The organism is Bacillus sp. FSL K6-0972 (assembly GCF_037976035.1).
Lineage (GTDB): Bacteria > Bacillota > Bacilli > Bacillales > Bacillaceae > Bacillus > Bacillus haynesii.
Genome location: NZ_CP150260.1, coordinates 3640149 through 3652617 on the forward strand (window position 1 = coordinate 3640149; position 12469 = coordinate 3652617).

General features: G+C 46.4%; 15 protein-coding genes and 1 pseudogene. 8 read left to right on the plus strand and 8 right to left on the minus strand.

All coding sequences use genetic code 11. The annotated features are described in order from the left end of the window. Nucleotides 1–505 precede the first annotated feature (505 nt). Entirely contained in the window at nt 506–1255 is a 750-nt protein-coding gene (locus MKX80_RS18595) for a tRNA-dependent cyclodipeptide synthase (RefSeq protein ID WP_234112290.1), read from the plus strand. Continuing rightward, complete coding sequence (locus tag MKX80_RS18600) at nt 1252–2472, plus strand: cytochrome P450, cyclodipeptide synthase-associated (protein ID WP_268342685.1); 1221 nt, start codon at nt 1252–1254, stop codon at nt 2470–2472. The genes MKX80_RS18595 and MKX80_RS18600 overlap by 4 nt, the downstream gene beginning before the upstream one ends. On the opposite strand, the gene MKX80_RS18605 is transcribed toward MKX80_RS18600, so the two are convergent. From MKX80_RS18605 to MKX80_RS18615, 3 genes and pseudogenes are all read right to left on the minus strand, one after another. Then, nucleotides 2469–2924: a nuclear transport factor 2 family protein gene (locus MKX80_RS18605; protein WP_154996264.1), complete on the minus strand. Its 456-nt coding sequence runs from the start codon at nt 2922–2924 to the stop codon at nt 2469–2471. The two genes, MKX80_RS18600 and MKX80_RS18605, sit on opposite strands and share 4 nt — an antisense overlap. Before the next feature lie 16 nt (nt 2925–2940). After that, nucleotides 2941–3414, minus strand: coding sequence for a MarR family transcriptional regulator (locus MKX80_RS18610; protein WP_154996288.1), 474 nt, complete (start codon nt 3412–3414; stop codon nt 2941–2943). A gap of 121 nt (nt 3415–3535) precedes the next feature. Further along, nucleotides 3536–3667: pseudogene (locus MKX80_RS18615) on the minus strand (amidase); the annotation flags it as partial. A 320-nt stretch (nt 3668–3987) separates the two neighbouring features. Between MKX80_RS18615 and MKX80_RS18620 the strand changes: the two are divergent. Beyond that, nucleotides 3988–5037 (plus strand): oxidoreductase, encoded by a 1050-nt coding sequence (locus MKX80_RS18620; protein WP_268346228.1) that lies wholly within the window; start codon nt 3988–3990, stop codon nt 5035–5037. Nucleotides 5038–5068: 31 nt separating this feature from the next. On the opposite strand, the gene MKX80_RS18625 is transcribed toward MKX80_RS18620, so the two are convergent. The 4 genes from MKX80_RS18625 to MKX80_RS18640 form a co-directional block, all read right to left on the minus strand. After that, nucleotides 5069–5704: an FMN-dependent NADH-azoreductase gene (locus MKX80_RS18625; RefSeq protein ID WP_154996248.1), complete on the minus strand. Its 636-nt coding sequence runs from the start codon at nt 5702–5704 to the stop codon at nt 5069–5071. Nucleotides 5705–6109: 405 nt separating this feature from the next. Further along, a complete protein-coding gene (locus MKX80_RS18630; protein WP_154996246.1) occupies nt 6110–7078 on the minus strand; it encodes a rhodanese-related sulfurtransferase in 969 nt (322 codons plus the stop codon). Between the two features lie 196 nt (nt 7079–7274). After that, nucleotides 7275–7484, minus strand: coding sequence for a sigma-O factor regulator RsoA (gene rsoA, locus MKX80_RS18635; RefSeq protein ID WP_339227362.1), 210 nt, complete (start codon nt 7482–7484; stop codon nt 7275–7277). Continuing rightward, a complete protein-coding gene (locus MKX80_RS18640; protein ID WP_144654518.1) occupies nt 7468–8049 on the minus strand; it encodes a sigma-70 family RNA polymerase sigma factor in 582 nt (193 codons plus the stop codon). Before MKX80_RS18640 ends, rsoA begins: the two co-directional genes overlap by 17 nt. Before the next feature lie 156 nt (nt 8050–8205). Between MKX80_RS18640 and MKX80_RS18645 the strand changes: the two genes are divergently transcribed. The 5 genes from MKX80_RS18645 to MKX80_RS18665 all read left to right on the plus strand — a co-directional run bounded on the left by MKX80_RS18645 (nt 8206) and on the right by MKX80_RS18665 (nt 12249). Further along, a complete protein-coding gene (locus MKX80_RS18645; RefSeq protein WP_076788815.1) occupies nt 8206–8355 on the plus strand; it encodes a YvrJ family protein in 150 nt (49 codons plus the stop codon). A 94-nt stretch (nt 8356–8449) separates the two neighbouring features. Further along, nucleotides 8450–9604: an oxalate decarboxylase family bicupin gene (locus MKX80_RS18650; protein WP_154996244.1), complete on the plus strand. Its 1155-nt coding sequence runs from the start codon at nt 8450–8452 to the stop codon at nt 9602–9604. Between the two features lie 72 nt (nt 9605–9676). Further along, nucleotides 9677–10075: a YrvL family regulatory protein gene (locus tag MKX80_RS18655; RefSeq protein WP_234112295.1), complete on the plus strand. Its 399-nt coding sequence runs from the start codon at nt 9677–9679 to the stop codon at nt 10073–10075. A gap of 99 nt (nt 10076–10174) precedes the next feature. Further along, nucleotides 10175–10660: a DUF6022 family protein gene (locus tag MKX80_RS18660; protein ID WP_182070042.1), complete on the plus strand. Its 486-nt coding sequence runs from the start codon at nt 10175–10177 to the stop codon at nt 10658–10660. Nucleotides 10661–10803: 143 nt separating this feature from the next. After that, a complete protein-coding gene (locus MKX80_RS18665; protein WP_268328745.1) occupies nt 10804–12249 on the plus strand; it encodes a dienelactone hydrolase family protein in 1446 nt (481 codons plus the stop codon). Nucleotides 12250–12298: 49 nt separating this feature from the next. Here MKX80_RS18665 and MKX80_RS18670 read toward each other — a convergent pair whose 3' ends face one another. Beyond that, nucleotides 12299–12460: a hypothetical protein gene (locus MKX80_RS18670; RefSeq protein ID WP_176276510.1), complete on the minus strand. Its 162-nt coding sequence runs from the start codon at nt 12458–12460 to the stop codon at nt 12299–12301. Nucleotides 12461–12469 lie beyond the last annotated feature (9 nt).

Below are 12469 nucleotides of genomic sequence, written 5' to 3' on the forward strand. Positions count from 1 at the left end.
TAGTTAACAATCTTGTCAATATCGTTTACCGGTTAACAATATTAATTGTAGATGACCCCTTTATCATTGTCAACGAACATTTCTTATTGGAGCTTTAAAGTTTTTTACATATTTTTTACTTATCGGGTTCCTTCACTCGAAAAACGCCTTAAAAAAAGGTTTTACCCTTTCTATTCTGATCACAATTCCTCAGATTCACAAAAAACGTTACGAATATTTTCATATTTTGAATTTGAATTGTGTTGACAGTTGGAAAAGTTAGGGATAAAATGACTATTGTTTACTAGTAAACTTTTATGTTGTACCTTGCCTGATTTTGAGCTTAAACTCTTGCCCTGCTTTAACAATTGAACAAATGCTACACCCCTCATCACGACTCGCACCATCGCTGTTTTCTTCTCGATTCATACCGAAGTGAAACCAGCCTATTCCCAGCTCGATAAACCGCACGTATCCATCATTGATTGCAAAAGAAGTCATTCTATGTCCGTTAAGGAGGAAATCAATGACAGAGCTTATAATGGAGAGCAAACACCGGCCATTCAAAACCGAAACTCTTACCCAAAACTGCAATGAAATACTAAAACGCAGACGCCATGTTCTCGTTGGCATCAGCCCGTTTAACAGCCGATTTTCCGAAGATTATATTTATCGGCTTATCGGCTGGGCCGTCCGTGAATTTCAACATGTATCCGTGCTTTTGGCGGGAAGGGAAGCAGCCAACCTTCTCGAAGCGCTCGGCACCCCAATTGGGAAGGCCGAACGGAAAGTCAGGAAAGAAGTCTCACGGAACCGAAGATTCGCCGAAAAGGCGTTGGAAGCGCATGGTGGCAACCCCGAGGTCATCCATACATTTTCCGATTTCACGAACCAGACCGCATACCAGCGTTTGCGGATGGAAGTCGAAGATGCCTTTTTCGACCAGCCGCATTTTCGGAAAGCCTGCCTGGAGATGTCGCATGCGGCTATCCTCGGAAGGGCCCGGGGTATTCGGATGGATGTCCGGGAGGTCAGCGCAGACATGCTGGAGCTGGCTGTTGAATACGTCATCGCTGAACTTCCGTTTTTCATCGCCGCCCCTGATATTTTAGGCGTCGAAGAGACGCTTCTTGCTTATCACCGCCCATGGAGGCTCGGCGAACAGATCTCCCGTAACGAATTTGCCGTCAAAATGCGCCCGAATCAAGGATATCTTATGGTTTCCGAAGCGGACGAAAGTGTGGAATCTAAAAGCATGCAGGAGGAACGAGTATGAATCAATCGCTAAAAACATTCAGCGTGTTGTCAGAACAATATCACGAGAATCCGTATCAATATTTCTCATACCTTCGGGAATCTGATCCCGTCCATTATGAAGAGTCGCTGGACAGCTATTTTATCAGCCGCTACCAGGATGTGCGCCGCGTGCTCCAGAATCAGGATGTCTTTACAACGAAATCGCTTGCCAAACGAGCCGAGCCCGTCATGCGCGGACCTGTGCTCGCCCAGATGAAAGGCAAAGAGCACACGGCGAAAAGGAGAATCGTTCTGCGCCGTTTTATCGGGGAATCCCTTGATCACCTCACACCGCTCATCAAAGAAAATGCACAAAGGCTTTTGGCCCCTCATCTTGAGAAAGGACGGATCGACCTTGTCAATGATTTCGGCAAAACGTTCGCCGTTTGCGTGACGATGGACATTTTAGGTTTGGACAAGAACGACAACCAAACGGTGAGAAACTGGCACAGCGGCGTCGCCGATTTCATTACCAGTTTGAATCAGGCGCCTGAGGATCGGGAACATTCCCTCAAATGCAGTGAACAGCTCGCTGAATATTTGAATCCGATTATCGAGGAAAGGCGCAAAAATCCCGGACATGATTTAATATCCATCCTTTGCACTTCCGAATACGAGGGAGTGGCGATGTCTGACTGGGACATCCGTGCGCTGATTCTCAATATATTGCTTGCCGCCACTGAACCGGCGGACAAGACGCTCGCATTAATGATTTATCATTTGCTTCATCATCCCGATCAAATGAATGACGTGCTGGAAGACCGCACGCTCCTGCCTCAGGCCATCGCAGAGACGTTGCGCTACAAGCCGCCTGTGCAGCTTATTCCGCGCCAGCTTTCACAAGACGCGGTGATTGCCGGAGTCGAGCTCAAAGAAGGGACGACTGTATTTTGCATGATAGGCGCGGCAAATCGCGATCCTGAAGCCTTTGAGAATCCCGACGAGTTTAACATCCATCGCAGCGACCTGGAAGTCAAAAGCGCATTCAGCGGCGCAGCCAGGCATCTCGCATTCGGTTCAGGCGTCCACAACTGTGTAGGAGCGGGGTTTGCGAAGACGGAAATCGAGCTTGTCGCAAATATCGTCCTGGATCAGCTGAAAAATATCAAGCTGGAGCAAAATTTCGTTTACCGCGAGACAGGGCTTTACACACGCGGACCCTTGTCGCTCAATATCACGTTTGATGCCAAACATTAATCTTGTGAAAAAGCCTTCTCCTCCCGAGAGGAGGCTTTTTCAATTGCCGCCTCACTGATCTTCGCCAGCTCTTCAAACCCCTCCTTACCTTCGCTCGCATGTGAAAGTTCGTGGCATTGAACGATTTTAAAACCATTCATTTTAAATATCGCGATGATATCAATTCTCCCCCGGTCTCCATTCTTTTTGACAACCTCGACCGTATACCTGACCGCTGCACTTTCGAGGCGCTCGTCATACAAAAACTCATGAAAGGGCGATACGGTTATGGCGCGGGCAACCTTTTTCAGCGTCCGCATGTGATCTTTAAACTGCACAAGGTCAATTTGACTGCCGTCGGTTACTTGAACATAATCCTCGCTGAAATAATCGGGAATTTTTTCAGTATTCATTTCCGACACGATGTCCTGATACATGTTGCTTAAAAACTGTTGGGCTTCATTTTTATTCATTCGCTGCTCCTTTTGATTAAATGTGTTTTGACCATTCGTTTAAAAAGCGGATGACGGTTTCCAGCTCGGATTCGGAAAACCGATCAAACAGCTCGATGTAGCGCTGCTTTGCAATTTCGTGCATCCTGTCATGAACGTCGGCCAGTTTTTTCCCCTCGTCTGTTAATGTGTAATACAATTCTTTGTTGTTGTTCGGTTTTTTGTGCGATTCGATCATCCCGTGCTTTGTGAGCACATTGACCGCTTTTGTCACTGCCGCCTTTGATATTTGGAGCTTCGCTGCCAGGAAAGCGTTGTTGACGTCTGCTTCGCTTTCGCCGATAAGCGAGATAATGTGAAGCTGAGTCAGGGTCCAATGCTTCCGCATGCTGTCGTCTTCTTGAAAAGCTTCCTTGGCGAACGCCTGCTGTTCATGCTGAGCCCGCTTTTCTCTCTTGAGAATAAAATCCTGAACGGCTTGAAATGCCTGCTCATACGTTTTGTTTTCCACTGTCATCATATCCTTCCCATCATCGTTAACCGGTTAACTATTTAATAGTTTACCAGTTAACGATAATGGAAGCAAGCAAAAAGCATATGATGCAGCAAAGATCCGCAGCATATGCTTACTCTCATACTTGTAGAGATAACATGTGCTTTTCAGTCCAAGCCAGAAGCTTCAGATCCTGTTTACGGCCGGCGATGAATGAAAGCCCCAAAGGCTCGCCGTTTTTTGCCGGTAACGGAACGGTGAGCTGCGGAAGCATTGGCCAATCAGGGTTTCCCGCCGCATCTGTATGGCCCTCTACAGCAAACACCTTTACCGCAAACGAAAGGTTTTTCAGGCTTCCTTCAGCGGATGCCGGTTCATAAAAAACGCCCCAATCAAGCTCCATTTTCAAAGTTCCCCCATCACCTTTTGTATTTAACGATAACCTGACGCCTCTTTTAAATGAACAAAATGGTGACAAAATCCTCCGTTCTCATGTTTAACAAGGTCTTTAGGTTTGTTCCTATAGGCAAACAGGGTAAAATAAAGGTGTGTTGATTACATATTAAAAACAAACATGGGAGAGGAGAATGAATGGTGAACAAGGTTCGCACAGGGATATTAGGATACGGTTTGTCAGGTTCCGTGTTTCATGCGCCTTTATTATCGGTGTTAGAAGATTATGAGATTCGAAAGGTGATGACTTCGAGGAAAGAACAAGTCAAACAGGACCTTCCCGAAGCGGAAGCTGTCAGTACGATCGAAGACATCACAAATGACCCGGACATTGATCTCGTCATCGTGACGACGCCGAGCGGCCTTCATTACGAAATGGCGAAAGAGTGCATCCGCGCCGGAAAGCATGTCGTCCTTGAAAAACCGATGACAGCCACGGCGGAAGAAGCGGAAAAGCTCATCAATGCCGCGAAAGAAAAAGGCGTGCTTCTCAGCGTCTACCACAACCGAAGATGGGATAACGACTTTTTGACGATCAAACAGCTCATCAAAGAAGGGCGCCTTGGAGAGGTCAACACATTCCACGCCTCCTACGACCGGTTCCGGCCGAATGTCAGACAGCGTTGGAGAGAACAGAAAGGACCGGGCTCAGGGGCACTGTACGATTTGGGTTCACACTTGATCGATCAAGCCCTTCATTTATTCGGCATGCCGAACGGCGTCACCGCTCAAGTGACCGCGCAGAGAGCCAATGCGAAAACAGACGATTACTTCCATGTCGTCCTTCACTATGAGCAGCGCCAAGTGATTCTCCACTCGGGCTCGATTGTTCCGGCCAACGGCCCCCGCTATCAAATCCACGGCTCAAAAGGAAGCTTTATTAAATACGGTATTGACGGCCAGGAGGATGCACTCAGAGCGGGTCAAAAACCTGAAGGCGATGAGTGGGGAGCTGATCAACCCGAATATTACGGGGAACTGGCCACAGTCGAAGGCGACGAGGTCATTAAGGAAAACGTGGAAACGCTCCCGGGTTCATACTTAACCTATTACAAGCAGCTTGCTTCAAGTATTCTTGAAGGCGGCAGCCTGCCTGTCACGGCGGAAGAAGGACGCGACGTCATCCGCATTATCGAAGCCGCGCAAAAAAGCAGCGAAACGAATCAAACGGTGTTCTTAAACAAATAAAACAAAACCGCGGATCACTTCCGCGGTTTTTTCAAAAGGTCCGGCCCAATTCTTTGGCTCGGGCAATCGCATTTCGTTTAATTTCTTCAGCTTTATCCGGCTCTGCATTATGACCTTCTATAAATAAACCTTCAAATTCCGGAACTCCGAAAAACTGCATCATAATGCTGATATAGCGGTGCCCCATCTCAAGTTCCGCAGCCGGCCCTTCTGAATAGTAGCCGCCTCTCGCCTGAATGTGCAGGGCTTTTTTATCGGTTAACAGGCCGATTGGTCCCTGTTCGGTATATTTAAACGTCTTTCCCGCTACAGCAACCGCATCAAAGTACGCTTTCATCACCGGCGGAAAAGAGAAATTCCAAAGCGGCGTGACAAACACGTATTTGTCTCCCGCGATAAATTGCTCGCTCAGCTCATTCAAACGGCCGACTTTTGCCTTTTCGTGTTCAGAAAGCTGTTCAAAGCCCGATCCCGACTGCAATTTTCCCCAGCCGCTGAAAACATCTGCATCAATCTGCGGAATGTTTTCCCGATAAAGATCAAGGTGTATGACTTCATCATCCGGATGAGCTTCTTTGTAAGATTCGATAAAAGCTTTTCCCGCCGCCATGCTGTATGATGCCCTTTCGTCATGCGGGTGAGCGGTAATGTAAAGGGTTTTTGTCATCTCTTTTGCTACCTGCCTTTTTTGTATTGTTATTGGATAGTATGGGACGTTTTCAGGCAAATATTCAGAAAAACTCGGCTTATGCTGGATCATCCCATGATTCAGCCGCTCCAAGAAACTATAGCCGGGAATAATGCTTGCAGACAGGATGCAAACTTCCCATACGGAAGTTTTACGACGCAGGCTCGATCAAAAGCGTTAATTGATACTTTCGTTCAGCAGTCTGATCGCCTGCAATATTTTCATTCTGCTTGCAATTCACGAATAAAAAAAGGAACGCCCCGATTTTTCAGACCAAGGCGTTCCTTCATTTAAAATAACAGCCGACTCCCTTGAAGGAGCAATGCCATTTCGGAGATGCTCGCGGCACCTTCGATTTTTATATAATACTTTTGTTTACAGCTTTTATGACTGCGCTGCATGTTCCTCTTCTTTCAGCTTTTCGAGTCTCTCTTGCACCTCTTCTTCTGAAAGGCCGTGCTCTTTGACATACAGGTTGCGCGGATGAACCCGGCACTCGTGCGTGCAGCCCCGCAAATAGCGGTGTTCATTTTCTTCAGAGCAGATGATCTGCTTGTTGCATTCAGGGTTGGCGCAGTTGACATAGCGCTCGCAAGGCTCGCCGGTGAAATAATCCCTGCCGACAATGACATGCTCTTTCTGGTTGACCGGAACGCTGATTCTTTCATCGAAAACATAGCACTGCCCGTCCCACAGTTCACCTTGAACTTCAGGGTCTTTTCCGTACGTCACAATACCGCCGTGAAGCTGGGACACGTCTTCAAATCCTTCTTTTTTCAGCCATCCTGAAAATTTTTCGCAGCGGATTCCCCCAGTGCAGTAAGTCAATATTTTCTTGCCTTCGAGCTTTTCTTTGTTATCGCGAATCCATTCAGGCAATTCGCGGAACGCTTTAATGTCCGGTCTGACCGCGCCGCGGAAGTGTCCCAAATCGTACTCATAGTCGTTCCGTGCGTCGACAACTATCGTATCTTCCCGCTGCATCGCCTCATAAAATTCTTTTGGCTCAAGGTATTTTCCTGTTAATTCATTCGGATCGATATCATCTTCGAGGCGGAGCGTCACCAGCTCATCGCGATGGCGGACATGCATTTTTTTGAAAGCGTGCCCTTCTGATTCATCGATTTTAAACACCATATCTTCAAAGCGGGGATCGCTTTTCATTTCACTCATATAGCGTTCTGTCTGCTCTACGGTTCCTGACACGGTTCCGTTTATTCCTTCACCCGCCACAAGGATGCGCCCTTTCAGGCCCAAATCTTTGCAGAGCTTGAGGTGATCTTCGGCAAATTGCTCGGGGTTGTCGATATGAACATATTTATAATACAACAATACTCGGTATTGATTACTCATGATATCTTACCACCTATCTGATGCATGTTTTTATAAGATCAAAAATGGAATCTCCATCCATTTACATTGTCAAACCTTCATTCATATTAAAACAAATCATCATCATGATTTCAATGAAGCAGCTTGAACATTCCATTAATCAAATGTTAGAAATTTTACCACTTCCGGCGGCTTTACGCAAGCAAAACAGCTCAGGTTAAAGGACTTTCAGCAATTCTGTTATAAACTCCCAAAATCCAGGCACTTCTTGACATAAAAGCATCTCCGCTTTTTCGCAAATCTTCATCTTCAGCTCCTGTTCAAGATCCTCCCTCTCTTGATAGGATGTGTTGTTTAATTTGCTTTTGATCGTCGGCGTGAAATTTTCCAGCAATTTCTCGATCTCTTTTTCATCGTGCAGACTCACTGTTATCATTCCCCTCTGCTTTAGAATTCAGCAGCTCTCTTATCTTTTCGAGTGCCCTTTTATGAATTCTTGAAATATTTTGCCTTGATTCTCCCAAAGAGTCAGCAATTTCCTGCATGGATACCCCATGAATATAAATTTGCGCAAGCACTTTTTTCTGCTTGTCCGTCAATTGTAAAAACGCTTCATAAAGCATCGGGTCTTGCAGATGTTCGCTTAAATCCTCTTCCTGTTCCAAGACATCGTCTAACAGATCCCCTCGGGGCGGCTCGGGCAAATTCGGACTGTCGTCGATCATCAATGGAAAACGCTCTCGGTTTTTCCGGACTCTTTTATCAAAGTCGACGGAGAAAATCCGGATCATCGAGTTGATGTATTTGATCATGCGGATGTTTTTGTAAAATCGCTTAAATTCACGATCGAGACACTCTGCCTCTTCAGAATCCGGATGTTCCAAAACGTGGTTGAAAAGCCGCTCATACCGGGGGTTGCTCAAAAAATGCTTCACAAGCGGATGCCTTGTAATCTCCTTGATTTTCGCACGCAGTAACGTTTGATCAATCATAAAAACCGCCTCCTATTTATTTAGATGAAAGAAATGAAAAAAAAGTAAACTCATCTCTTCTATTAACATGCAAACATAAGTTCCCATCCAGAGAAAATAGTTCTTTGCTTACATTTTTCAAACTTTCGTCACTTCTTAACATAGGAGGTGGTAAGAATGGACAGTGCATTCATTGAGGAGGCAGCGAAACAAATCGGCAATGTCGGCTTTCCAGCTGTATTGGCAATTTACCTGCTCACGCGTTTTGAAAAGAAAATCGATGAACTGATCGAATTGATCAAAGAAAAAAATGACACCGATGATTGACATCGGCCTCACTTTTTTCACTTAACATGACAGAAGGGGAAAAACGAAAGGCCTTTCAGCTCTCCTTTACATTTTTAGAAAGAGGGGATATCACATGGAAAAAAACAAACAAATTCCACAGCCGATCAGAGGAGAAAAAGGGGCGGAAACGAAAATTCCGCACAATGTAGAGCGCGACCGCCAAAATCCGGACATGCTCGTGCCGCCTGAAACCGACCACGGAACGGTGCCAAACATGAAATTTTCATTTTCCGATGTCCATAACCGTCTTGAAAAAGGCGGATATGCACGGGAAGTCACGGTTCGCGAGCTGCCGATTTCAGACAAGCTTGCTTCTGTCAACATGAGGCTGAAACCTGGAGCCATCAGGGAACTTCACTGGCATAAGGAAGCCGAATGGGCGTATATGCTGTACGGAAAAGCACGGATTACGTCTGTTGACCAAGACGGCAGAAACTTTATTGAAGATGTGAAAGAAGGAGATCTCTGGTACTTCCCGTCAGGTCTGCCGCATTCAATCCAAGCACTTGAAGACGGCTGTGAATTCCTGCTGGTCTTCGATGACGGTTCTTTCTCTGAAAACAGCACCTTCCAGGTGACAGATTGGCTGGCCCATACGCCTGATGAAGTCATTGCCGCAAACTTCGGCATTTCAAAAGACGTCGTCGCCTCTCTCCCAGATCAAGAAAAGTATATTTTCCAAGAAGCGATCCCTGGATGTCTTGAGAAAGACAAAGTCGAAAGCCCGAACGGAACGGTTCCTCAATCTTTCAGCTACAATTTGCTTGAACAGGAACCGATTGTATCTAGCGGCGGCAAAGTATGGATTGCCGATTCCACGAATTTCAAAGCGTCGAAAACGATCGCCTCTGCGTTAGTGGAAGTCGAACCCGGAGGCATCCGGGAACTGCACTGGCATCCGAATACAGACGAATGGCAGTATTACATTTCCGGACAAGCGAAAATGACCGTTTTCGCGTCCGACGGGCATGCCAGAACATTTAATTACCAGGCCGGAGATGTCGGCTATGTGCCGTTTGCAATGGGACACTACGTCCAAAATACAGGAGACGAACCGCTTCGCTTCCTCGAAATTTTCAAAGACGACCACTATGCTGACGTTTCGTTAAACCAATGGCTCGCGCTCGTTCCGGAAGAGCTTGTCCGTCAGCACCTTGACGTCGGCAGCGAGTTTACGAAAATGCTCTCTAAAGAAAAGCATCCGGTCGTGAAATTTGATAAGAAATAACCAGCCAGGCTTGCAGGAGACATATCCTGCAGGCCTTCGGCTGCTGTGTACATATGTTAAAGGAGTTGTATCATGAAACATTTCATTATTTGCTGCTTATCGGTTATGTTCGTTTTTTTCGCCCACTTTCTCGGCATTTCGATCCTGTTTCATCTGCCGGGCGCTTTTTACCAAACAGTCGGATCACTGCTACTGTTTACGCTATGTTATTCCGCGCTGACCTTTGTCCTGGAACCGGCTGAAAAGCTGCTCATCCACAGTATGAAGCTGCTGGGCATCAATCGGCGGATCACGTTTTTTGCCGCCGAAATGATCACAATCGGATGTTTATGGGCCGCCATTTTTACAGCGGACGAATTGCTGGACGACGTTCTGCTGACGACTTCGGCTGAAATCATGATTGCCGTTTCGTTTTTTACAATTGATAAAATCCTTTATCCGCGGCAGAGGTCCGGCTCGCTTTTATATTGACAATCCATTTTAAACCGAATTTTTTTCCTTGCAGGACTCAATGGATTCGCAAAAATGTTATATACTTGATTTTCAGTGATTAAAAGGAGGTTTTTGTTCATGGATCAGGTTCGTTTCAGACCCGACATGTCGATGAAAGAAATTGGCGAACAGGTACAAGACTACGTCGCCGCAAATTGGAAACAAACGCTTGACGATCATCGCGACGCGCTTTTAAAGGTGTTTCCCGAATTGGAAGACGCGACTTACGGGGTCTACTTGGACCACCTGCTGCCTCCTGTATTTGAAAGTCTCGAACAGTCCGGTTTTACAACGATTCAAGAAGCGGGAAAAGGCGATTTCTTTATCGGAAAAGGCTTGAACTTTAGACAGTCCATGGAAAAATGGGGCGCTGACAACTGCCGCTCACGTGTGTTTTGGGTCGTCATCTCCGATCAGCAAAAACAGCCGGCCGGGACGCTGCTCTTTGACTTTTATCACTCTCACGCCGGGTTTGATGTGCCTCTCTCCCCGCAGATTTACACATTGGAAGAAACGGAGAGAGACAGAATTGTTGCTCACGTGAAACAGATAAAGGACAACTAGCTTATTGCGATCCACAAAATCATAAGCTGCAACCGTTGGGTAATCCAGCGGTTTTTTTAATGAAGCCCAAGGAATATTTTGCAACCAATCAAACCACACATTCGTTATATATAAGACCCACATCTTACATAAGGGAGAAAATCATGAGAACTTTCGAAATATTATTAACTCTGCTGTCTTTTGTCATGCTGTTTCAGCAAAAAATGCCGAGAAAGCTTGCGGCAGCAGCCGGCTTTACGAGCATTGGCGTATTGGCGGGACAGCTTTTTTTTGAGGGATACAGATGGCAAATGATTTTGATCTATCTGACCTCCGCCGCCCTCGCCTTCTTTGCGATCTTCAGAAAAAGGCTTCACATCAGGGTGTGGAAGCCGCTGAAATATGGCTTGTATGCTCTAACATTCGCCATGCTGGCGGTCTCCCTCTTCCTGTCTGTCTACCTGCCCGTTTTCAATTTGCCTAAGCCTGACGGCGCTTATTCGGTCGGGACGAAAACGTTCCATTTGACTGACCGCGGCAGAGAAGAAACGCTGACAAAAACTCCGCACGATAAAAGAGAACTGATAATCCAAGTATGGTACCCCGCCCAAGGTTTGAATGGACAGAAACAGGCACCTCTCTTTCCCGAAGATTCGAGCACATTTCACGAATATATCGAGAGGTTCGCCGATGGATTCGGCCTTCCCGCGTTTGCTTTGGACTATTGGCGTTACATCAAAACAAACTCATACGAAAACGCCACGATTTCATCAGCTGAAGACCGGTATCCAGTCGTCGTAATCAGCCACGGCTTCGGAACAAGCCGGCTGCTGCACGCTTCCCAAGCCGAGCACCTGGCAAGCCACGGATATATCGCAGTTGCGATCGATCATACATACAGTACGATGGCAACGGCTTTTCCCGACGGACGGGTGACAGGCTTAACAACCGAGCAATTTATGAACGGAGTTTCCGAAAACAGCAGCAAGCTCGGGAACATTTGGACGCAGGACGCCGACTTTGTCATCCGCCAGTTGGATCAATTGAATCGCGATGCCTTTGAGGGAAAAATCGATATGGACAACATCGGGATGATGGGCCACTCATTCGGCGGCGCCACGGCGTTTAACGCCGCATATTCAAATCCCGGAATCAAAGCCGGAATCAACATGGACGGCTCACTGTACAATGTCAACGGCAAGCAGGCGATCTCAAAGCCGTTTCTGTTCATGGAATCGAGCAGCTTTATGAACATCAAAAACAAGGCGCTCAGCGGAAAAATTTCTGATGAAGAAATCAAAAACTCAGGCTTAACAAAAGAAGAATTCAACAAGATGATTGAGGAAAGAAAAAAGGAATACAAAATCATCGATCAAGCGTCAATGGTTTATATTGAAGAAACGGAGCATTACAACTTCACCGACTTGCAGCTTTATTCAAAACTTTTGAAGCAGCTCGGCATGACGGGCGACATCGACGGCGCACGAAGCGCGGACATCGTGAACCGGTACGTTTTGGATTTCTTCAACAAGCATTTAAAAGGAACCGGCGGCGACTTAATCAGCAAGCCGAATCCGTCATATCCGGAGGTGAAGTTTCCGAAGGAATAAACCGAAAACCACAGAATGGGTGGGTGGGTGTGCGCCCGCCTCTTCACGATCATGAAAAAATAAAGAAAAGACCTAATGCAATCGCGGTCTGAACAAGCGAAATCACAGCCAAGTGTCCAAACGGAGTCTTGGCTTTTTTAATGTATGTATCATAAATGGCATTAACAGTAAAAAAACAAACGTATCCTATTAGCGATTCAATGATGAGCATGGTAGTCCT

What these genes read in the sequence shown, in the direction of transcription:
- MKX80_RS18665 (WP_268328745.1), top strand. Translation starts at nt 10,804, where the DNA reads ATGAGAACTTTCGAAATATTATTAACTCTGCTGTCTTTTGTCATGCTG.
- MKX80_RS18625 (WP_154996248.1), bottom strand. Translation starts at nt 5,704, where the DNA reads ATGACAAAAACCCTTTACATTACCGCTCACCCGCATGACGAAAGGGCA.
- MKX80_RS18655 (WP_234112295.1), top strand. Translation starts at nt 9,677, where the DNA reads ATGAAACATTTCATTATTTGCTGCTTATCGGTTATGTTCGTTTTTTTC.
- MKX80_RS18605 (WP_154996264.1), bottom strand. Translation starts at nt 2,924, where the DNA reads ATGAATAAAAATGAAGCCCAACAGTTTTTAAGCAACATGTATCAGGAC.
- MKX80_RS18630 (WP_154996246.1), bottom strand. Translation starts at nt 7,078, where the DNA reads ATGAGTAATCAATACCGAGTATTGTTGTATTATAAATATGTTCATATC.
- MKX80_RS18670 (WP_176276510.1), bottom strand. Translation starts at nt 12,460, where the DNA reads ATGCTCATCATTGAATCGCTAATAGGATACGTTTGTTTTTTTACTGTT.
- MKX80_RS18595 (WP_234112290.1), top strand. Translation starts at nt 506, where the DNA reads ATGACAGAGCTTATAATGGAGAGCAAACACCGGCCATTCAAAACCGAA.
- MKX80_RS18640 (WP_144654518.1), bottom strand. Translation starts at nt 8,049, where the DNA reads ATGATTGATCAAACGTTACTGCGTGCGAAAATCAAGGAGATTACAAGG.
- MKX80_RS18660 (WP_182070042.1), top strand. Translation starts at nt 10,175, where the DNA reads ATGGATCAGGTTCGTTTCAGACCCGACATGTCGATGAAAGAAATTGGC.
- MKX80_RS18620 (WP_268346228.1), top strand. Translation starts at nt 3,988, where the DNA reads ATGGTGAACAAGGTTCGCACAGGGATATTAGGATACGGTTTGTCAGGT.
- MKX80_RS18600 (WP_268342685.1), top strand. Translation starts at nt 1,252, where the DNA reads ATGAATCAATCGCTAAAAACATTCAGCGTGTTGTCAGAACAATATCAC.
- MKX80_RS18645 (WP_076788815.1), top strand. Translation starts at nt 8,206, where the DNA reads ATGGACAGTGCATTCATTGAGGAGGCAGCGAAACAAATCGGCAATGTC.
- MKX80_RS18650 (WP_154996244.1), top strand. Translation starts at nt 8,450, where the DNA reads ATGGAAAAAAACAAACAAATTCCACAGCCGATCAGAGGAGAAAAAGGG.